The organism is Methylophaga sp. OBS3 (assembly GCF_026319325.1).
Classification (GTDB): domain Bacteria; phylum Pseudomonadota; class Gammaproteobacteria; order Nitrosococcales; family Methylophagaceae; genus Methylophaga.
In genome coordinates, this window is record NZ_JAPDMU010000003.1 from 201,015 (window position 1) to 222,330 (window position 21,316).

21 protein-coding genes are annotated in these 21,316 nt (G+C 45.3%); 12 read left to right on the forward strand and 9 right to left on the reverse strand.

The window, feature by feature from the left end; all coding sequences use genetic code 11:
• The first annotated feature begins 1 nt into the window (after window position 1).
• Genes OMP94_RS07705 through OMP94_RS07715 form a run of 3 tightly spaced genes read left to right on the forward strand, consistent with a single transcriptional unit; the run spans window position 2 to window position 1,790 of the window.
• Window positions 2-748, forward strand: a complete 747-nt coding sequence (locus OMP94_RS07705; RefSeq protein ID WP_266277704.1) for a tRNA threonylcarbamoyladenosine dehydratase — start codon at window positions 2-4, stop codon at window positions 746-748.
• Complete coding sequence (locus tag OMP94_RS07710) at window positions 732-1,247, forward strand: hypothetical protein (RefSeq protein WP_416240450.1); 516 nt, start codon at window positions 732-734, stop codon at window positions 1,245-1,247. Before OMP94_RS07705 ends, OMP94_RS07710 begins: the two co-directional genes overlap by 17 nt.
• A gap of 51 nt (window positions 1,248-1,298) precedes the next feature.
• A complete protein-coding gene (locus tag OMP94_RS07715; RefSeq protein WP_266277705.1) occupies window positions 1,299-1,790 on the forward strand; it encodes an aminoacyl-tRNA deacylase in 492 nt (163 codons plus the stop codon).
• Here the strand turns inward: OMP94_RS07715 and OMP94_RS07720 are convergent.
• Window positions 1,780-2,718, reverse strand: coding sequence for a sensor domain-containing diguanylate cyclase (locus OMP94_RS07720; RefSeq protein WP_266277706.1), 939 nt, complete (start codon window positions 2,716-2,718; stop codon window positions 1,780-1,782). The genes OMP94_RS07715 and OMP94_RS07720 overlap by 11 nt on opposite strands.
• Before the next feature lie 69 nt (window positions 2,719-2,787).
• On the reverse strand, window positions 2,788-4,170 hold the full coding sequence (dbpA, locus tag OMP94_RS07725; RefSeq protein ID WP_266277707.1) for an ATP-dependent RNA helicase DbpA: 1,383 nt from the start codon (window positions 4,168-4,170) through the stop codon (window positions 2,788-2,790).
• A 163-nt stretch (window positions 4,171-4,333) separates the two neighbouring features.
• Here dbpA and OMP94_RS07730 point away from each other — a divergent pair, with 163 nt between their 5' ends.
• Window positions 4,334-5,200, forward strand: coding sequence for a hypothetical protein (locus OMP94_RS07730; protein ID WP_266277708.1), 867 nt, complete (start codon window positions 4,334-4,336; stop codon window positions 5,198-5,200).
• A 36-nt stretch (window positions 5,201-5,236) separates the two neighbouring features.
• On the opposite strand, the gene OMP94_RS07735 is transcribed toward OMP94_RS07730, so the two are convergent.
• Both OMP94_RS07735 and OMP94_RS07740 read right to left on the reverse strand, forming a co-directional pair.
• Window positions 5,237-7,549, reverse strand: a complete 2,313-nt coding sequence (locus tag OMP94_RS07735) for a mechanosensitive ion channel domain-containing protein (RefSeq protein WP_266277709.1) — start codon at window positions 7,547-7,549, stop codon at window positions 5,237-5,239.
• A gap of 114 nt (window positions 7,550-7,663) precedes the next feature.
• Window positions 7,664-8,212, reverse strand: coding sequence for a histidine phosphatase family protein (locus OMP94_RS07740; protein WP_266277710.1), 549 nt, complete (start codon window positions 8,210-8,212; stop codon window positions 7,664-7,666).
• 80 nt (window positions 8,213-8,292) lie between these two features.
• Here OMP94_RS07740 and OMP94_RS07745 point away from each other — a divergent pair, with 80 nt between their 5' ends.
• From OMP94_RS07745 to OMP94_RS07770, 6 genes are all read left to right on the forward strand, one after another.
• Complete coding sequence (locus OMP94_RS07745) at window positions 8,293-8,967, forward strand: hypothetical protein (protein ID WP_266277711.1); 675 nt, start codon at window positions 8,293-8,295, stop codon at window positions 8,965-8,967.
• 98 nt (window positions 8,968-9,065) lie between these two features.
• Window positions 9,066-9,548 carry a hypothetical protein gene (locus OMP94_RS07750; protein WP_266277712.1) on the forward strand — a complete coding sequence of 161 codons (483 nt, stop codon included), beginning with the start codon at window positions 9,066-9,068 and terminating at the stop codon, window positions 9,546-9,548.
• A gap of 70 nt (window positions 9,549-9,618) precedes the next feature.
• Window positions 9,619-10,260, forward strand: coding sequence for an NAD(P)H-binding protein (locus OMP94_RS07755; RefSeq protein ID WP_266277713.1), 642 nt, complete (start codon window positions 9,619-9,621; stop codon window positions 10,258-10,260).
• A 99-nt stretch (window positions 10,261-10,359) separates the two neighbouring features.
• On the forward strand, window positions 10,360-11,697 hold the full coding sequence (locus OMP94_RS07760) for a paraquat-inducible protein A (RefSeq protein WP_266277714.1): 1,338 nt from the start codon (window positions 10,360-10,362) through the stop codon (window positions 11,695-11,697).
• Complete coding sequence (gene pqiB / locus OMP94_RS07765; protein ID WP_266277715.1) at window positions 11,690-13,360, forward strand: intermembrane transport protein PqiB; 1,671 nt, start codon at window positions 11,690-11,692, stop codon at window positions 13,358-13,360. The genes OMP94_RS07760 and pqiB overlap by 8 nt, the downstream gene beginning before the upstream one ends.
• A 15-nt stretch (window positions 13,361-13,375) precedes the next feature.
• Window positions 13,376-13,954, forward strand: coding sequence for a PqiC family protein (locus tag OMP94_RS07770; RefSeq protein ID WP_266277716.1), 579 nt, complete (start codon window positions 13,376-13,378; stop codon window positions 13,952-13,954).
• Between the two features lie 41 nt (window positions 13,955-13,995).
• Here the strand turns inward: OMP94_RS07770 and OMP94_RS07775 are convergent, their stop codons facing one another.
• The 5 genes from OMP94_RS07775 to OMP94_RS07795 all read right to left on the reverse strand — a co-directional run bounded on the left by OMP94_RS07775 (window position 13,996) and on the right by OMP94_RS07795 (window position 20,156).
• Window positions 13,996-15,357: an NAD-dependent succinate-semialdehyde dehydrogenase gene (locus OMP94_RS07775; protein ID WP_266277717.1), complete on the reverse strand. Its 1,362-nt coding sequence runs from the start codon at window positions 15,355-15,357 to the stop codon at window positions 13,996-13,998.
• 8 nt (window positions 15,358-15,365) lie between these two features.
• The gene (gene doeA / locus OMP94_RS07780; RefSeq protein WP_266277718.1) at window positions 15,366-16,622 is read right to left on the reverse strand and encodes an ectoine hydrolase; all 1,257 of its coding nucleotides are present in this window, start codon (window positions 16,620-16,622) and stop codon (window positions 15,366-15,368) included.
• On the reverse strand, window positions 16,619-17,896 hold the full coding sequence (locus tag OMP94_RS07785) for an aspartate aminotransferase family protein (protein WP_266277719.1): 1,278 nt from the start codon (window positions 17,894-17,896) through the stop codon (window positions 16,619-16,621). The genes doeA and OMP94_RS07785 overlap by 4 nt, the downstream gene beginning before the upstream one ends.
• A gap of 17 nt (window positions 17,897-17,913) precedes the next feature.
• Window positions 17,914-19,098 (reverse strand): N(2)-acetyl-L-2,4-diaminobutanoate deacetylase DoeB2, encoded by a 1,185-nt coding sequence (gene doeB2, locus OMP94_RS07790; RefSeq protein ID WP_266277720.1) that lies wholly within the window; start codon window positions 19,096-19,098, stop codon window positions 17,914-17,916.
• A 317-nt stretch (window positions 19,099-19,415) separates the two neighbouring features.
• Window positions 19,416-20,156: a ferredoxin--NADP reductase gene (locus tag OMP94_RS07795; protein ID WP_266277721.1), complete on the reverse strand. Its 741-nt coding sequence runs from the start codon at window positions 20,154-20,156 to the stop codon at window positions 19,416-19,418.
• Window positions 20,157-20,302: 146 nt separating this feature from the next.
• Between OMP94_RS07795 and OMP94_RS07800 the strand changes: the two genes are divergently transcribed.
• Both OMP94_RS07800 and OMP94_RS07805 read left to right on the forward strand, forming a co-directional pair.
• A complete protein-coding gene (locus tag OMP94_RS07800) occupies window positions 20,303-20,944 on the forward strand; it encodes a 2OG-Fe(II) oxygenase (RefSeq protein ID WP_266277722.1) in 642 nt (213 codons plus the stop codon).
• A complete protein-coding gene (locus OMP94_RS07805; RefSeq protein WP_266277723.1) occupies window positions 20,944-21,312 on the forward strand; it encodes a YidH family protein in 369 nt (122 codons plus the stop codon). Before OMP94_RS07800 ends, OMP94_RS07805 begins: the two co-directional genes overlap by 1 nt.
• Window positions 21,313-21,316 lie beyond the last annotated feature (4 nt).

A 21,316-nucleotide genomic window follows, 5' to 3' on the forward strand; every position in this document is an offset into this window, starting at 1 on the left:
TATGGCGAACGCAAATCCTTTGTTTGAACGCACACATATTTTAATTGGCGATACCGGCATCGAGCGGCTACAAAATAGCCATGTTTTTCTGGCCGGTATGGGCGGCGTGGGTTCGTTTACTGCCGAAGCTTTGGCTCGTATGGGTGTTGGTCAACTCACTCTAGTTGATCATGACGTGGTTTCCGCTTCGAACTTAAATCGTCAGCTAGTCGCTCTTCAATCAACTGTTGGTGTGTTAAAAGCTGAGGTTATGGCACAGCGCATTCAGGACATCAACCCAGAATGCCGTGTCCATATTTTGGCGGATTTCCTGACGCCTGAAACCATCCTTCAGATTCTTGATGAGCGTTACAACGTGATTGTAGACGCCATTGATAGCCTGAGCAGTAAAGCCGCTTTAGTCGAAACTGCTTGGCGAATGAAATTACCGATTTTCGCCAGCATGGGGGCCGGCGGCAAGCTCGACCCAACCCAAGTTCGCACCGGTGATTTGATGGATACCTCGATGTGCAAACTCGCTAAACACATGCGATCGCAGTTACGTAAGCGTGGTGTTGGTCGTGGTATTCAAACGGTTTACTCACTTGAATCACCAATGCCACCATTACCGCCAGAACCAGTCAGTCGCGGTCGTGCTAGAGCGGTAAATGGCACTGTTAGTTATATGCCATCAATTTTTGGCCTCACCCTCGCAGGCTTAGTCATTAATCATATTATTGGTGATGCACGACGTGACATCGATAGTTGAAGATCCCACCAATGTTTTAGTCTGTGATTCGACTTATTTGCCAGCGCTCACCAAATTACTCGAACGTTATGGCATGACTATCATCAATGTCGCAGATGATGAGTTAATCCCAGGTAGTTTTTTTGGGGAGCGTGAAGCAGGCTTAAAAGGCAATCAACTTTATCTTCGAAATGACACACCAATCCATTCCGCATTACATGAGGCGGGTCACTATATTTGTATGGATCCTAAACGCCGCGCCGCTTTAGATACCGATGCTGCTGGCGATTATGATGAGGAAAATGGCGTCTGCTATCTACAAATTCTACTTAGTGACTATCTACCGAATGTGGGTCGTCAACGAATGCAGGAAGATATGGACAGCTGGGGTTATAGTTTTCGTTTAGGCAGTGCCAAAGCATGGTTTGAAGAAGATGCTGAAGATGCCCGAGATTGGTTAATTCAACATCATTTGATTGATGCGCAGCAGCAGCCTACCTTTTTGCTTCGCCAGCAATAATTGCCTAAGCTGTAAATCATTAACAAACTGATTTAAGGAAATCGACCCCACATGTCAGCTATACAATCACCGGTCACCGACTTATTAGACGCAAACAATATCAATTACAGCGTCGTAGAAATTCCGCTCAGTGAAGACAAAAAACCGATTCGCAATCTGGAAGAATTGTTAAGCAGTCAGGGACTGGATCCCCACTCTGTCGTTCGCAGCTTACTCTTTAAAACAGGCTCGGATACGTTTGTTTTATTAGCCGTGGCTGGTGGTGGTCGTGCTGACTGGGCGGTATTACGTAAGCAGCTTGGTGAAAAGAAACTGCGTATGGCCGAGTTTGATGAAGTGCCAGAAGCAACTGGTTATGTTGTTGGCGCAGTGCCACCAATCGCCTTACCTGACAGCATTACCGTATTGGCTGATAGCAGCATTCAAAGTTACCAAGACGTGGTCATTGGCAGTGGTGTTTTAGGTTATGCCTTAGCGTTATCAAGCCAAGACTTACAAAGCCTACTGACTGATGTCGCGATGGGCGAATTCGTTAAAGCGTAGCTTGGAATTGGATCTGGTTACGACCTTCCTGCTTCGCTTGATATAGCAATTTATCCACCTTATCGATAAAGCTTTCTAACGTATCGTTGTGGGTTGGTGTGATAGTCCCGACACCTAAACTGGCGGTCAACACATTACTGACTTTTGATTGCTGGTGAGGTATTTGTAATTTAAAGACATGTTGCCGGCAACGCTCAGCGATTTTGCTGGCAGCATTAGCATCGGTTTCAGGTAACACCAATATAAATTCTTCACCACCAAAACGGGCAAAAAAGTCTTTGCTGCGCGTGGCCGTGCCCGCCAAAGATTGAGCAACTTTGATAAGGCAATCATCGCCCTGCAAATGACCATAGCAGTCATTAAACTCTTTGAAATAATCGATATCGAGCAGAATTAATGATAGCGGTTGTTGATTACGCAGCGCGTGGTGCCACTCTTCTTCCAAGACCTTGTCGAGCATCCGGCGATTGGCGACGCCAGTTAAGCCGTCTTTATAAGAAAACTCTTCCAGCTCTTTTTGTAATAGCAGTAACTTTTCTTCGGTTGCTTTACGCTCGCTAATATCAAACATAAAACCAACCAAAGATTCGACATTACCCTCTTCATCACGCATGACATGGACCACATCACGGATCCAAACATACTCGCCACTTTGGGTCAGTGCACGATAATCGGCCTCGTGATCCGTGCCTGCTTTGGATTGTGAAACGCAGAAATCCACTACCCACTTTTGATCTTCTGGGTGCATACGTGTTGCCCAATCTTCAACGCTGACCCACGTTTCTGGCTTCCAGCCGAGTAATGCTTCGATTTGTGGCCCGATATAAGTAAATTGTAGTGTTGCCCAATCAATCTTCCACGGAATCGCTTTGGTCGACTCCAGTAGTGATTTGTAAACGCTTACGTCGTTATCTAACTCGTTGGCCATGTTCGTTATACCGGTTTTAAATCGTACCCAAGGCTAATCATATCTGAAAAATTCAGAAAAAATATGACACTAACGAATTTTACGAGCCCGGACACTACGATTTTTGATTTTTCCCTCTGCCAAGTAATTTAATGCTTGTCTGACATCATCGTTGGCAATTGCAACATAGCTCGACATATCCAAAATATTAATTTTGCCGATACTGGTGCCCGCCAAACCGGCATCACCAGTTAACGCCCCCAAAATATCACCGGGACGCATCTTTTGTTTTCTACCGGCATCAAGCTGAATGGTTGTCCAGTCAGACTGCAAACTAAAGCTAGCGTCACGGTCTAATGAAGCAGGCACATCACATCGACATGGCTGATTTAAATAGCGTTCGATAGCCGCCATTCTCGGTGCATCAGCTTCTACCGCCAAACTCATCGCCAGTCCTTTTTCACCCGCTCGGCCTGTACGACCAATGCGATGAACATAAACCTCAGGATCACGTGGTAATTCGTAGTTAATCACTAAGTCGATATTCTTAATATCCAAGCCACGAGCAGCGACATCTGTTGCCACTAACACCGGACAGCTCTGATTATCAAAGCAAGCCAGTACCTGATCACGATCACGTTGCTCTAAATCACCATGAATCGCTCTGGCACTAATTCTTTGGCTATTTAACCACTCCGCCACTTCATCACATTGTTTTTTGGTATGACAAAACACAATGACGCTTTTAGGCTGGTAATGCTCAAATAATGCTCTTAGCGTGTTATTACGTTCGTGTTTTTTGATTTCGTAAAACAGTTGTTCGATGACCGCAGGCTGGTGTTCACTTTCGACAGTGACGGTCACGGGGTTCTGTTGAAACTGTCGACTGATTTTGGCGATACCATCAGGATAAGTAGCCGAGAACAATAAGGTCTGACGTTGCTTTGGTGTTTGTCCCAAAATGTCATGCATAACATCAACAAAGCCCATATCTAACATACGATCAGCTTCATCAAGTACAACCGTTTTGACGTCACTCAGATCTAAGGTCTTTTTGCGTAAATGATCTTGTATCCGGCCTGGTGTTCCCACCACGATATGCGCGCCATTTTCTAAAGAACCAATCTGTGGGCCAATTGATTTACCACCACACAACATGACGATTTTTAGGTTGGGAATAAAGCGCGCTAATTTGCGGAGCTCTTTACCCACTTGATCGGCAAGCTCACGTGTCGGGCAAAGCACTAATGACTGCACAGCAAACCATTGTGGTTTGATGTTTTGCAATAAACCAATACCAAATGCCGCAGTTTTACCACTACCCGTTTTAGCCCGAGCAATGACATCTTTCCCCTCTAAAATAGCCGGTAAGGACTGTGCCTGAATGGGTGTCATTGTTTGATAACCCAGGCTATCGAGCACATCAATTTGGGCTTTTGGTAATGACAACTGATTAAAACGTGGTGCGGACATGACGGTTTATCTCTCGGAATGAGCGCGCATGATACCAAAATTGACTGCCGCTGATGATGAAACTTGCCGGAGAAACAAAAAGTTAAATACCGTAAAGTTTTGAACACAAAGCTAAATTTGCTGTCAGACTATTACCAAGCAGTCACAATGTGAGGCGATACACATGACAAGTCATACCCCATCAAAGAGGTGGTTAATCACATCACTTATCGGTAGCAGCTTTTTGTTATCGGCCACCACAATCTTTGCAGATACCAGTATGCAACCCCGAACCTGTAGTAATTGCAGTGGCTTTAGTAATACGCCATCTATTTCTGGCGGTTATTATCCAAGCCCCGGTATTCAAGGCCACAAATCATTTGGCCTGAACTCGGGGCATTACCGTCCACGAAGTTACGATAGTTTTAAACACTCGGGAAAATATCGTGATCATCATGATGGCCAACATAGTTACCGGCCTCATGTGCCCTACAAACACCGTTATCACAATGGCGTGAGTATTGGACTTGTCGCGCCGATCATCTATTCAGGAAGTTATTATCAAAGTAATACGCCAAGACAATATTCCCCATCGGTTGCCAGCCCAAATAGACCTGAAAACGCGATTACACGACCTGCTAATCCACAAATTGATGCTTGGTCTGCCCTAGGTCAATACCAAAGTGATTTGGCTATGCAGGGATTTTCTTATCAAAGCGAACAAAATCCACGTAATGCTTTACCTAAAGTAGGCTATGCCTTGGCAATCGCTGTTGACGGCGATTATGGTAAAGCGGCTTGGGCAATGAATTTGGCATTAACTGCCAATGTCAGTGAATTGCATTACTTTCAAGCCGATACCAATATGCAACTGGTATTAGCTGAGTTAATAACTCACTACCCGACATCGGCCTTTATGCAAGCTACTATCATGTACTTTCAGCAGGATTACCAAGCAGCAGGAGCACAAATTGATGTTGCACTTGACCAATGCCAAGACTGTCGGGCCGAAAATAATCTACAACAGCTAATCAGCCGTAAACTGAATTAATAACCGGCAGACAAATTTCTGTCTGCCGGCTGTTGCTTAATCGCCATCATCAAAATCTTGGTTTTGTTTGGCATTCGTTTCACTTCGTGCATCATCACTTGCTTTTGTTTTTTTATCACTCACTGACTTTGGTGCTTCGATCACACGAATAGGCGCAGCAGGGGCTTCGCCTTGCTTATCTTCTCCAAAGTACAAAGTAAGATGTGGGAATGGAATCTCAATACCCGCAGCATCCAGATGACGTTTAACCAGACGGTTATAAGCCCGACCAATTGCCCACTGACTTCCCGGCAAGGTCTTAATACGAACCCGCACATTTACCGAACTATCTGCCAAGGCTGTCACGCCGTGAACCTCTAATTCATCAGACAGAATCTTCTGACGATTGTCATCATCAGACATCAACTCATCAAAGGCATCACGTAGCTTAATGATGACCTCATCGGTGTCTTCACGATACGCCACACCATATTCACCGACATGATAAGCAAACTCGCGCATGTAGTTAGATACGGTATCAACCGATGAAAATGGAATGATGTGATAAGTACCTGATAAATCACGTAAACCCAGCGAACGAATCGTCAATTTTTCCGCGACACCAGTGATACTGCCAGCTGTGACCACATCCCCCACACTGATAGCATTTTCCATCTGGATAAATACACCAGTAATAACGTCTTGCACCAATTTCTGGGCACCAAAACCAATAGCCAGACCCAATACACCAGCACCAGCCAGTAATGGCCCGATATTGATACCGATTTCAGACATGACAATCATGATCGTCATGATGATTAAGGTAATTGCAGAAGCATTACGGAAAATGGTCAGTAAGGTTTTCTCACGCGCGCTTGGTGCGTTGTCCTCGCTTTGAGGGTTGAGTCTATGCTCAATCCAACTTGCCAGACCAATCCATACAATCATCGCAGTCAGCAAAATAGCGCCAACCGTCAGCAATGTTGCAATGAAATGTACACCCGCCGGCGACACCAACCAATCTTTTAAGTTGAATATATGCCAAGCATCGAGCACCACCGCAACGACACTGATAAGCGTCACGATACGTAGTGTTTGGAAAACCTTGGGCACGAAAGCGTTTAAACGATATTCCAACATCGGATAACGGTTGGTGAGATTTTCACCGATGTGCAGTGGTCGATTTAAATACCAAGCCAGAATTGTCATCAGCAACATACCAACCGCAATTGCAACAACGGTTTGTACCGTTGCAATCAACATCAACGGCAAGGCTTCTTTTGGCTCAAGTAATAATGTGCCAGCCATAACAGCAAAATAAGCAATAGCCAATAAATGCCAGCTACGTGCCAACATTCCCAAACCTACCCGGGTTAGACTAAAGGTAGAGTCTAGTGCCAAGGTTTGGATTTGTTCACGAACATGTGATCGGTTGTGCAGAATCGTTAAGACCGCATAAACAAAGGCAAACAAAACAATCAGCACATTGAGTAATTGCGCCACGGCCGTCGACAATAAATTACTGGTCAGGGGTACAAATAACAGCACACCGTAACCAATAAAGTTAGTTAGGCGATTTAACCAGCTATACCAATAAATCGCTGTCTGGTCCCCCATCGGTAATGGACGTAACGCTGAGTCTTTCGCAGAAAAGACTGTTCTCAATACCACTTTGAAAATCTCAATCATCAAGAAGGCATTGAGGAATAGAGTCTGCGTTACTTCAATTTCGCCACCGCTGCCGATAGCAAACAAAGCAATACCATAGCCGGTGACCCAAGCTAAGATAACCACCAGCAGATCTAATAAAATCGAAGCGCCAATGGCGAGACCACGACGAAATACCGGGTTTGATGTTTCGTTATCAGCCCAGTTATTGATTTTGCTAAACGCTGCTCTGGCAATGCCTCGAACTAACCAAAATACAATGCCTGTGGCAGCAATGACGATAGCCAATTGCGTTAACTCGGCGATGAGTTTTGACCAATCACGGTCACTTTCTTGCGTGCCAATTTCACCCACAGCCTGAAAACTATCACTGACCGTCGCCACTAAATCCTGAGCGATTTCTTGGGTTTGATCTGCAATTTGCCGAGCAAATGATGGTCCTTCTTCCTCTGATTTTTCTTTACTACCGTCATCTTCTTTTTCGCTTTGTAAGTCACGAAGTTTATCGATGAGCTCTTGTCTGGACTCTGGATTTTCCAGAACATCAGCAAGGGTTTCATAAGAGGGTTTACTGTCTGAGCTACTATCAGCACTTGCAGAGGACTCAGCAGCCTGAGTTATAGATGAAAATGCTAAAATAAATGTCAGAATAAATGCGACGAGAGTCGGCATAAAGGCCTGATTCAGGTTAGATTGACGCACAGATCACTCCGTTAGTTTTTGAATTTTGGCTTTGTGGTGCAGAACAGGTTGTACACAAGCAGTATACGAAGACATTGGTTCAGCTTCAAATCGCGGCCATCATAATCCGCTATTTTAATCCGCAATAAATTCACTCAACACCACAGGTTGACCATGCTCATCAAGGCCGACGATATAACCATTACCAGAGTAGGCAAAACCGCCAAGTAATGCCGTTAAATTAACTTGATGAGTAATATAAATGGTTACTTCACCATCATTATTTTTGAGATGCTCAAGAAAACCCGCTGTCGCTTTTGATTCAGCATCATCTTGCGTACTTCGAAAAAAAGAATTGATAGTAGGTAATGGTATCGGCTCACCAAATTCTAATAACGCTGCGGTTTCCATACAACGACACCATTGACTGCTATACACCTTGGTCTTGGAGATGCCCGCTTCACGCAAACGTTCTCCAATCTGCCGAGCTTGTCGCCGTCCTTCGGCTGATAAGTTTCGTTGGGTATCACAATCATTTAAATCGAAATTTGCCGGATCGCCAACGCCAGGCGCTAGGGCATGTCTGAGTAATAAGGCATTTCCCGGTGCTTTAAGTAAATCAAGATCAGCAGCCTGTAGCGGTGACGCAATTAAAACTAAGCTAAAAATGAAGTGTCGTAACACCTGACTTGTCCTGTAAATTGCTACGATACTTTTAGTGACCTTATAAACCGTTTTCGGTTGCAACATTTAACGAGTATAAAATGGCCGAAGGTAAAAACTACAAACGTTTAACACTCATATTACAAGCCATCTTGGTTGTAGGTTTAGCTGGCGCGATATGGGAACAGCAATGGCTGAATGCCGTCATCATCTGTAGTGTGATTGTGCTGAGTTTGTATCCACTTTATCTCGCAAAACACTTCCGGGTTTTGATACCCGCTGAGTTCCAATTGTTAACCATTGGTTTTGTCTTCGCTGCCGTCTTTCTCGGTGAGGTGCACGGTTATTACACCCGCTTTTGGTGGTGGGATATCGTGTTACACACTAGCTCTGGATTTTTGCTTGGCATCATCGGCTTTTTGCTGGTCTATGTGATGAATGAAAGTGAGCGTATTAATCTAAATATGCGTCCCGGTTTTGTCGCTTTCTTTGCGTTTTTATTTGCACTCGGCGCAGGTACTTTATGGGAAATATTTGAGTTCGCCACGGATTCTTTGCTCGGCACCAATATGCAAAAACCGATGTTGGGTGATGACTCGGGCCTTACCGATACCATGTGGGATTTGATTGTTGATGCTATCGGCGCACTTATCATCAGTGTGCTGGGTTATGGCTACATCAAAACCACCAATGAAAGCTCATTTTTGGAGCGCATGATTCAACGTTTTATTCGCAGTAATCCAAGGCTATTTCGTCGCGACAACACGCAAGGCTAATTTGAGGACAAACTCCCTGCTGATTTAAGGTCAAACACCACAGGCAAAATCACACCCAAAGGCTAAAGTGCGCGTTTAACCTTTGAGGAGTATTCAGCATGACCACCCACCGTTATGCCGCCAGCATTGTCGGACTGTTATTGATGGTTTTGCTGTCTGCTTGTGATCAGCAAGATGATGTTCAAAACGTTGATGTACCGCTGAACCATAGTGAAAATCAACTCCCACTTTGGCTTGACGGCGAAGTGGATATGACACCGCAGGAATGGTTGGTGAAACGTAGTGTTGCCACTGTCGATAATGAACATGCTGAAGTACAACGTGCAGCAGAACTATTGGTCGCTGCATCAGAACGTTATGGTGAAAGTCATCGCATGATTGCCAATCGTTCAGCTCAGTTGGAGGATATGTTGCAGGAGCAGCGTTTTAACGAAACTGCAGTCAACTTATTGGATTGGTTTGTGGAATTGCCGGTGACACAATCACCTCATAGTTATTCCGCAATATGTCAGTACTACTTTAACCTTCGTACCAAAGGGCTCGATAAGCTAGCGATTCAAGACAGCCTGTTACGAATGTAAGCAATTTCACACATCCTATACTTTGTGATCTGTATGCTTTTACGTATAGCGCACACTATTAGGAAGTTACATGGTTAAAACTTTAGTCATCGGTGCCAATGGTCAGATAGGCAAATTATTAGTCAAACAGCTACGACAGCAGCAACAACAAGCTGTTCGTGTGATGTTACGTGATGTCCAACAGGCAAGTTTTTTCACCGACCTAGGTGCAGAAGTTGTTGAGGGTGACTTGGAGCAAACACTTCCAGATGACGTATTTACTGGCTGTGACCAAATTGTTTTCACTGCTGGTAGTGGCGGTAAAACCGGTGCTGATAAAACCATATTGGTGGATTTATGGGGTGCCTGCAAAAGCATCGATATGGCGAAAAAGCATCACGCTAAACAAGTCATCATGGTCAGTGCTCAAAATGCCGGCGATCCTGAAAACGGCACACCAGCAATTAAGCACTACAACGTCTGTAAGCATTTTGCAGATAACTATCTCATCGATAGCGGATTGCCCTATACGATTCTGCGTCCAGGCCGCTTAACTGATGAACCAGCAAACGAGCGAATAACGACCCAAAGACCTGCTGATAAAGCTGATAAACAGATCTCAAGAGCTAATGTCGCGCTGACAATCGCTGAAGTTTTGGGTAAATCACGTTACCTCAACCAAATTTATGAGCTTTACCAAGGACAGCAAACCATTGCTGAAGCGCTGAGTTGATTAAAAACCTTATTGAAATGCCAACAGTCAGCGTTAAATCACATACCAAAATGAGCCAGCGAGTTATAATCAAGCAACTGATTTAATTGGAAGTTTGAATTGTCTGCACTGCCGAGACTCACCAAACCGTTGACGATTGCGACAGGCTCACCTGAGTCGCGTACCAGTCGTCGTCGATTACGTGCTTGTCAGGAGTGCGATCTTGTCGTTGCCCTTCCAGCGTTACGTCCCGGAGAGGCTGCAGAGTGTCCTCGTTGTCAGCATACTTTGGTAAAACGACACTTTCGCCCGGTTCAACGCAGTATTTCGCTGGCTATTAGTGCCTTACTCGCTCTTATCGTCGCGGTAAGTTTTCCCTTCGTCAGCTTTTCTGCTTTGGGGATCGGTCGTGAAATAGAACTCACCCAGACCGCAACACAACTTTTAAGCTTTCATCAGCCTTTGGTGGCTCTGTTAGTAGCCTTAACCATTGTGGTTTTACCCGGATTTTATTTACTCAGCGTGATTTGGTTACAAGGCGGATTACTTATAGGTAAACCACTGCAATTTAGCAGAGGCATTGCTAGATCGTTAAAGCACATGCACCCATGGATGATGGCTGATGTCTTTATCATTGGTGCATTAGTCAGCCTATTTAAACTCTCTGGCGCTGCTGAAGTTAGTCTGGGGATTGGTTTTTGGGGTTTTTGCAGTTTTGCCATATTGCTACTCATGACCATGCGGTCCATTGATGATGACTGGATGTGGTTTGCGATAGCGAGTGAACCCCAAGCACCTGAGGGATGCCAAACAGGCAAAACCGCAAGCTCACAAGGCTTATCCGGCTGTCTTACCTGTGGCCTTTTGCAACGCTTATCGGTTGATGGCAAAAGCTTTTGCCAGCGATGTGGCGAGCGACTACAACAACGATTACCACAGAGCCTGCAACGTACATGGGCATTGCTGGCAACTGCACTGGTTTTGTATATTCCGGCCAACCTCTACCCCATTATGTACAACACCAAATTGGGTTTCACCCAACCTAAAACAATTATTGGTGGTGTTGTCGATATGATTAATGCTGGTTCATGGCCTATTGCCTTAGTGATTTTTGTGGCCAGTATCATTGTGCCCGTTGGCAAAATGATTGCCCTGATGTGGTTATGTCTTCGTGCTGGTAAAAGTAGTGAAATTAGTCATCGAAGCCGAACTCGCTTATATCGGATAACTGAGTTTATTGGTCGCTGGTCAATGGTCGATGTGTTTGTCGTCGCAATTCTGGTAGCCTTAATTCGTGCTGGTAGCTTTTTGTCGGTTAATCCTGGCCCCGCCGCACTCGCCTTTGCCGGTGTGGTTATCTTTACCATGTTGGCTGCAATCAGTTTTGACCCTCGTTTAATCTGGGATAATGCAGCCCAAAACAAACCTGCTGTTCTGAAGGAACCGCTTCATGAGTGAGAGTGAAGTCAATTCGCAAAATCAAACCGACCTGAGCCGTGCAACTGCGGTTAAAGCGTCACGATTTTCGCCTATTTGGATCATCCCTATCGTCGCTTTACTGATTGGTATCGGCTTAATTATTGATAACTATCGCAACACGGGCCCACTCATTACTTTAAAAATGGCCAATGCGGAAGGCATTGAAGCCGGCAAAACCAAAATCAAAACACGTAATGTTGATATCGGTCAGGTTGAGGAAGTTAAACTTTCTGAGGATCTTAGCCACACGTTAATTATGGCTCGTATCAATACCGATGCCGTCTCAACGTTGGTTGAAGACACCCGTTTTTGGGTGGTAAAACCACGCATCAGTCGTGAAGGCATCACAGGATTTGGAACTGTTTTATCGGGTGCGTATATCCAAATGCAACCAGGTAATTCAGACGAAGAACAACGAAGCTTTGATGTTCTCGACCAGCCGCCTATCTCTCTTGATGGAAAAGGCATTCGCATCAAACTGATAAGCCAATTAGGTAACTCGCTACGCACAGGCGATCCGGTAACTTATCAAGGCTTTACCGTTGGACGTGTTGAAACCGCTGAGTTTGATAAAGAAAGTCGTCAGGTTAATCATCAACTATTTATCGAAGAACCATACGACGTTTTAATTAGCCCTAGTACCCGTTTCTGGTCAGCAAAAGGTATTCATTTAGACCTGAGTTCAGAAGGCTTTGAAGTTAATATTGCCTCACTTGAAGCGTTGGTCAGTGGCGGTGTGACCTTTGGTGAACTCGCCGATTTACCAAGCACAGAAGCCGTCGATGACACGGAGCGCGTATATCAATTATTTCCTGATGAAGATGCTGCGCGTCAGGGATTGTACAACGACTATATCGAATACGTTTTATTAGTCGAAGATACTGTGCGTGGACTCTCTGCTGGTGCCCCAGTTGAGTTTCGGGGGATTCGTGTCGGTACAGTGAGAAAAGTGCCATGGCGGTTTACCTCACCAGAGCGACCTATTCGAGAACGCTTTGCTATTCCGGTTTTGATCCGTATTGAGCCACAACGCTTAGGTGGTAATGAAAAAGTCGTGTTGGATGAGTGGCGCGAGCGACTATCTAGAATGGTTGAGAATGGCCTACGCGCATCCCTGAAGTCAGGTAACTTGCTGACCGGGGCTTTGTTTGTTGACCTAAATTTTCAACGTGATCTCGCTGGGAAATACAAACAAGAAACCTTCGAGGGACGTAAGGTTATTCCAACTACACCAACGGGTTTAGCTCAGATTGAACAAAAAATCTCCAGCTTGCTTGATAAGTTAAATGCCTTACAAATCGAGCCAGTGTTAAAAGGCATGGATGACAGTGTTCAACAGTCAGAACTATTACTCCGTGAAATTGGTGACTTAACCAACAGCGTTAATCAACTGGTTAATGATCCACAGACACAGAGTGTGCCAAAAAATATCAACGACACCTTAAATTCGTTGCAAGATGCGATTCAAGGATTATCGCCAGACTCTCAGGCTTACCAAGAGCTGAACCGCACTATGCAACGTTTAGAAAAACTCATGCGTGACCTGCAGCCAATCGCACAAACATTGGGTGAGCAACCAAACGCACTTATCTTTAATTCGCCGCCAACGAATGACCCCCAGCCGCCGGCGCCACAACCATAAACATTAGGTGATTACGTGACGATATTAAAAACGAGTCTGGTTATGCTGTTGTTGACGCTGGTGATGGCTTGTAGCAACACCCCACCGGTAGAACGTCATCATTATAGTCTGCCTATTAGTGGCGAAATGCCATCCGCAAAAACCGATGGTTCAGCAAAACTGCTACAAATTCATAATGTGCAGCTTGCTGATTTTCTCGACACTGGCAGTTTAGTCCTGCAAATGGATGACATCACGCTTAACCAAGCGAAAAACCATCTTTGGGCCGAAGATCTTCGTCAGCAGATAAATTATGGCTTGCGAGTTCGACTCAACCAGATGCAACAACAAATCATTGCGGTTAGCCCCTCAACCAAAGGTCAATGGCAACTCACGTTAGAAATCAATGATTTTCAGGGTCGCTTCGATGGATACGCTTTAACCAGCGGCCAATGGCAGTTACGAGATGCAAAAAACGAAATCGTGCAATTCCAAAGCTTTAGTTTCCAATCGCCATTACAAACTACGGGTTATCCGGCGATGGTAAGAGCACTAGGAAATAATTTAGATCAACTGGCTAAGCAACTGTCTGACGCTATCAGTTCGCTTGAATAAAACCGCCAAGACCTCTGTCTCAGCGGTTTTGTTTTAGCGTATTACTTAATCCAAATTTGCTTGGCATTCACAAACTCTTTGATGCCATGAGGTCCTAGCTCACGGCCATAACCAGAGCCTTTTATACCGCCACTTGGCAATCGTGGATCAGTTTTAACAATGCCATTAATGGCGACTTGGCCTGACTCTATCTGCATTGCTAATGACTCTGCTAGTTCCGCGTTTTCGGTCCAGACGCCCGCGCCCAAACCATACTCAGAGTCATTTGCCATTTCCAAAGCTTGGTCAACATCATCCGCTTTGATGAGTACCATAACAGGCCCAAAGGTTTCTTCTCGAAAGGCACACATGGTTGGCGTGACATCAGCCAATAACGTCACTGGATAGAAAAAACCATCTTCATCAGGCAAGTGACCGCCCAACAGGCATTTCGCGCCTGCCGCCACGGTATCTTCAACTTGGCGATGCAGATTTAATTGCAGATCTTCTCGCGCAATGGGACCAACATCCGTATTGGGCTGTAATGGATCGCCCAAAACCAGTTTTTCGAGGCGATCTTTAACCAGTTTCGTGAAACGATCATAAATTGGCTCGGCCACAATAACCCGCTTAGCTGCGATACATGATTGCCCGGCATTGATGATTCGCGATAAGCAAATTACATCGGCAGCTCGCTCTAAATCAGCATCCTCTAAAACCAAAACCGGATCTGAACCACCAAGCTCTAGCACACAAGGCTTAATCTCACTGCCGGCAATGGCTGCAACTTTTTTTCCAGCACCACTAGAACCCGTAAAAGAAACTGCTGCAATACGCGGATCACGAATCGCCAACTCCACCTCCGGCGTTTCTAGGGGTAAATTCACCATGATGTTATCGGGAGCACCTGCTTTTACAAACGCATTGGCGATTGCCTGTGCCGACTGTGGCACATTGGGATCATGTTTCATCACACAAGTATTACCGGCCATTAATGCCGGTGCCAAATAACGAAAGGCCAACCACAAGGGTGCATTCCACGGCAAAATACCAAGCAATGTACCTAATGGTTGGTAGGTCACATAGCTATGGCTTGCGTCAGAGGGCAGCGTTTCATCAGCCAGAAAACTTTCTGCTTTTTCCGCATAAAACTCAGCGCAACTTGCCGCCTTCTCGACTTCCGGTACACCCTCCTTAATTGGCTTTCCCATTTCCAATGCCATTAACTCAGCGATGTCATGCTTTTCGGCACGTAGTTGTTTGGCAATAGCCTTTAATACCTCGCCACGCTCAGTAAAAGTCTTATCACGCCATTCCGGAAATGCTGTCACCGCATCACCAATACGTGCATACATTTCATGTTTATCCAAAGCTGGAAAACGATCGATCTGTTGTCCGTTAAACGGATTGGTAGCTATCAGCATAAATATCCTTAGTGTGATTGTTTGGCAGTTGATTTTTTATCACTTTTACTCGCGTCACCTGACCGAGCACTATCCAAGCTGAGTAGTTTTTTGCCGCTGCTGCCAGGCTTAACGACAAAATCTCTATCCAGACTGAAGAAAGACTCACAGCCATTTTCAGTAATATGAATCGTATCGGAGATACCGCAGGTCTTATCCCCGTCTACACCCCACATCCAAGGAATGATATGAAAAGTCATACCCGGTTTTAACACCGCCGACTCACCTTGCTTGAGACTAACGATATACCCCTCATCCCAACTCGGTGGGAAAGCAATACCAATGGAGTAACCGGAACGAGTCACCAACCTCGCACCAATATCGTTTTTGGTAATGATATTTCGGATCATATTGTCGGCATCGGAGACCGTCATACCTGGCTGAAATTTACTGTGTACCGCATCCAGCGCCATCTTCATAATTTCCTGGGCTTTGTACATTGATGGGCTGAGTTTACCGAGCACAACTGTCCGCATCATGGCTGTGTGATAACGTCGGTAACAGCCCCCCACTTCAAGAAACACATGCTCATCAGGCTGCACAATTCGGCCTTCCCAAGTGGCATGACCAATCATGGTGCGTGGGCCAGATGTCACATAAGGCATGACCGCCGGGGGTTCACCGCCAGCTTTGAACATTGCGGCGCTAATCGCAGCACCAATTTCATTTTCTGTGGCACCAGCTTCCGTTGCCTCAATACCAGCACTCATACCAGCTTCAGTGGCACGAGCCGCATTTTGCATCAAGGCGATTTCCATTGGTGACTTACAAACACGCCCCTCCTCGACAATGCCAAAACAATCCAGCAATTTGCCATCGGTTAAGGTGGTATGAATGCAATCTTGATGGTAGGCCGGGAAGAAATAACTATTTCGCTCGTAACCAACCCGTTTGTTATCTAAACCAAACTCACGAAGCGCATCCACCAGCATTTGAATAGCATCCCCGGTATCTGGGTAAGGTCGTGTCACTTCAACCCAAGTTCGAGCAATGACATTTGACTCTTCAAGCTTACGGGTAATCATGAAAGGCTCGTCTTCAAGCGGGACAACTAATGCCTGAAAAAATGAATATCCCGTGGTCTGATAGTCAGTCAGATACATGATGTTTTCCGGATCAGAAATCACCACTGCATCCATGCAACGCTCGGCAATCCGGTGACGCAATTCACTTAGTCGTCGCTCATATTCCTCAAAAGGAAATGTCATATCATCACGATGTCTCATGCGGCCTCCTGCATCATAACGTTGTCAGTGGCTTTGATGAGGATGTCTAAACCTTCCTCTAAATCGGCTTTAGGTGTAGTTAAAGGCGGAATCAGTTTCACCACTCGGCCGCCAGTACCGCAACTGGCAATCATCAATCCGGAATCAAAACATTGGTCGACAATTTTTTTAGCACGTTCACCACTGCCCACATCGAGACCAAGAATCATACCTTTGCCGGTCACATTTACCTGTGGATGACGATCAGCAAGCGGTCGTAAGGCATCATTCATCATAGCGCCATGTTTTTTGACGGTTTGCATCAGCTCATCATCATCGAAATAACTTAGTGCCTGATCGCCAGCAACAAACGAAATATCTTGGCCTCGGAAAGTACCGGTATGCTCCCCCGGCGACCAATGTTTATCGTATTCGGGTTTAACCAGATTCATTGCCATGGGTGTACCCAAACCACCAATACCTTTAGCCAAACAAATGATGTCAGGCTCGATACCCAAATCATCAAAACTGAAAAAAGAACCTGTTCGGCCAACACCGACCTGAATATCATCAACAATCAATAAAGCACCAACGTCTTTGGCTAGTTTCGCCAAGGCCAAAAGCCAGTCTTTATCGGCAACTTTAACGCCGCCTTCAGCTTGAATTGTTTCCAATAAGAATGCCGCAGGTGGTGCAATACCACTTGAGCTATCAGCGTAAATTGCCCGCATTTGGTTGATGCTATCTTTACCGCAGCCTAACTCGCAGCCCGGACAGGTTTCACCACAACCAAATGGGAAGTGTTTGACGTGTGTTAATGGCACCCCGGCAGCGTTACGAAAATATTGGTTAGCAGTTGCACTCAGCGCACCGAGGGTCATGCCATGAAAGCCATGGCTGAAAGCGACAATATCTTGTCTGCCTGTTGCACGACGTGCCAACTTCATTGCTGCTTCCACCGCATTGGTCCCAGTCGGCCCCATAAATTGCATTTTGTGAGGCATATTGCGCGGCTTGAGAATCGTTTCCGTGAAATGCTCCATAAACTGGCGTTTGGCAGTGGTATGCATATCAAGGCTATGTGTGACGCCGTTAGACTGAATATAGTCAATAACTGCATCTTTCATTCGTTGATTATTGTGACCAAAGTTCAACACACCAGCCCCCGCAAAGAAGTCGATATATTCACGACCATTTTCATCGGTTTGCCGGGCGTTTAACGCCTTATCAAATACCACTGGATACACTCGACAGTAAGCACGAATTGCCGATTCTCGCTGTTCAAATATGCTCATCTAGATCTCCTAACGGTTTACGTCTTGCCGACGTGGGATAGTTCCTCCGGAACAGGTGCGCCTGAAAGACGCGAAAACAGTGCCATGACCAATGGGATCAATCGGTCGTTAAAATCGTAATGGGCGCTATGACAAGGTGCCTGATGCTCAGGCCCATCATCACTACCAATCAAAGCAAAAGCGCCAGGAATCTCTTGCAGGTAATAACTAAAATCTTCCGATGCCATGATCGGTAAGCGAATATCGGTATGCAGACTGCCGAGGCCAAACAAGGATTGCCAATGTTCACGAATAAGTGATGCCTGCATAGGATGGTTTATGGTCGCCTCGTAACGTGGCCAGATTTGTACATCACATTCAACACCGTAACTTGCTGCTGTTTGTTGGCTGACCTCAATAATCAGCTGATTGAGTTCGGCTCTGGTCGCTTTATCAGGTACCCGAATACTGCCACCGATAGTTGCTTGTTCAGGAATAACGGTTGGGGCACTTGGCGCCTCAATTGAAGTAACACTTAATACCGCCGCTTGTTGAGGTGCTAGTCGGCGGCTAATGATTTGCTGCAAATTTAAGGTAATGGCACTGGCTGCGAGAACCGGGTCTCGACATAACTCAGGTTGACTGGCATGACCACCACGGCCTTTCACCACAATCTCGAAAGTGCCGTTACCACACATGACAATCTCATCAGGACAAACGAGTTTCCCAAAAGGAATCGCTGGCCAGTTATGCCAACCAAATATGGCATCCACGCCCTCCAAAGCGCCATCAGCAATCATCTCTCTGGCACCATGGCCACCTTCCTCAGCAGGTTGGAATATCAACGTAACTGGGCCTGGTAATAAATCTTCGTGATATTTGAGCCAACGCGCCGCCGCCAGCAAAGTCGCGGCATGACCATCATGCCCACAGGCATGCATACATCCAAGGTTTTCTGATGACCATTCTTTTTGGGTATTTTCTATGATGGGTAAAGCATCAATATCACCGCGAAGAGCGATAGTTGGACCTTTACCTGCTGGATTAAGCCATGCCAATGTGCCTGTGCCCGCACACGAACGCCAAGCAATATTCAGCGTACTAAGCGTATCGCGAATACGTTCTGCGGTCCGATACTCCTGCCAGCCCAACTCAGGATGCGCGTGTAAATCACGGCGTAACACTTCAGCGTTGGTGATGGTTTCCTGCCAGACATCTGACATGGCCCCTCCCCTTTTTGAATCACGAGTTGTGATTCGATTTTTTTAGCGACTTCCTCTCACAGTGTAAAAATTTTCATTTTATTGCAAGGGAATAGTTAGAGATTTTTATCAACCTAACCTAAACAGAGCAAAAATTATTCCTAGTAACCATGCAACATCACGAGCTAACAGACAATAACTTTAAAATATAATAAGTTAGCGACCATATGATTTTTTCTGCAAGGCAAGTTAACAGACCCGAAATGTCTTTTTTTGGTTCCAAAATTGATTTGCACCATAGCTATGCACAGTTTTAAAGCACTGCAGCCAAAAGACGCTCACCAATATTTTTCGATACTAATATGGCCGGGTTCACGCCGACTATGACGTGTTAATCCTCGAGCTAATAGTGTCTCAGTTGTCTCAAGCACCATATCAGGGTTACCACACAATAAAATTTGGCTATTTGAATCAATCTCATTACCAAGGGCACGTTCAAGCAAACCATTTTCAATCAATCTAGGTATCCGACCGGCAAGTGCATTATCAGCTGCTTCGCGACTGACAATTGGTTGATAGCGAAATTGCTCCGGATGCGTTTGCTGGCAAGTTTGAATATCGTCTTGATAACTCAGTTCTTCAGCATAACGAACCGCATGAACCAGTCTCACTTCTGAAAATTGCTGCCATACGGCTTGGGTTTTAATGATCGACAGAAATGGTCCAAGGCCAGTACCAGTGGCAAACAAAAATAATTTATCTGCTGGTGCTAGTTGCTTAAGAGTGAGTAGGCCTGATGCCTTTGGCGCAACCATAATGTCATCACCTACCTTTAAGGCTTTTAATGTGGGTGACAATGTACCGTCAGGTACTTCAATAAAATAAAAGTCGAGGATAGGATCGTCAGGCGCATTTACCAATGAAAATGGCCGACTCACCAATTCGTCATTAATGGTTAAAGCAAGTCGCGTAAATTGCCCAGCCTCAAATGCTGGAAATGTCGCTTCAACACGTAAGGAATGCAAACGTTCGGTCCATCGCTTATTTTCCAGTACGCGTCCGGTTATCCATTCAGCCATAACTACCTCTCGTCTTATTGACCTTGGTGCCTCCCAACGTTATCAATTTAACCGTGACAGGCATAGTGCTGTTGCCATTAATCACCGGCTAACACCTTATTTGTATTATCATATTGGGTCGAATGTTTTCGTTAACAGGATCACGCATGAGCACTGTATTGAATTTAGCTGCTTTACAAGCAGCACCGGTACAAACAGACCCATTTCCATTTTTCACGGTGGAACGCTCAATTGATGACGTTATGTTGTCTCGCGTATTAACTGATTTCCCAGACATCGGTGATGGTGGCAGCTTTAATGTTGATGACGTCTCAGTTAAAGATGACTTCAAAGCGTTTTTGGACTCGATTGATAGCCCAGCATTTCGTCAAATCATCTGCGATAAATTTGATGTTGAAGTCATGGATCTGCCCATGATGATGACCTTACGTGGTTATTCGCGTAAGAAAGATGGCCGTATTCATACTGATTCAAAAACCAAGTTGGTCACCATTTTGATTTATTTAAATGAATCTTGGCCAGCAAGTAATGGGCGCCTGCGTATTTTGCGTGATGGCCAAGATCTCGAAAACTATGTTGCTGAAATTGCGCCAGGCCCGGGTTCTTTAGTTGCTTTCAAAGTCACTGATAATTGCTGGCATGGTTATCCATTTTACGAAGGCACACGCCGCTCGATTCAAATCAACTTTTTGACCAGTGAAGCAGCTAATAATAAACACCGCTTTTTCCATAAGCTGAGTGCCAAATTAAAAGGCTGGTTGCGTCGACGTAAAGTTAAAGCGGCATAATGTCTTCACTTCAAGATCCGCGGGTTTTATTTGCGGCTGAAAGAACGTTATTAGCCTGGATACGCACCAGTCTGACATTTATTATGTTTGGTTTTCTGATAGAGCGTTCGGGATTACTGCTGGAAATTCTCTCGACAAACCAAACCATGTTAAACACTGAGCTTACTTTTTGGTTAGGCTTGGCCTTTATTGTTCTGGGTGTTTTTTCGGGTCTCTATGCTGGCAATCAGTATCGAAATGTACTGAAAACATTAAATGCTGCGGAATTTCCTGAAGGCTATCGCAGCCACTGGGGTATTTGGATCAGTATGATCGTTGCCGTGTTAGGTAGTGCACTCGCAGCTTGTTTATTGTTTAGCTATCACTGAGTGA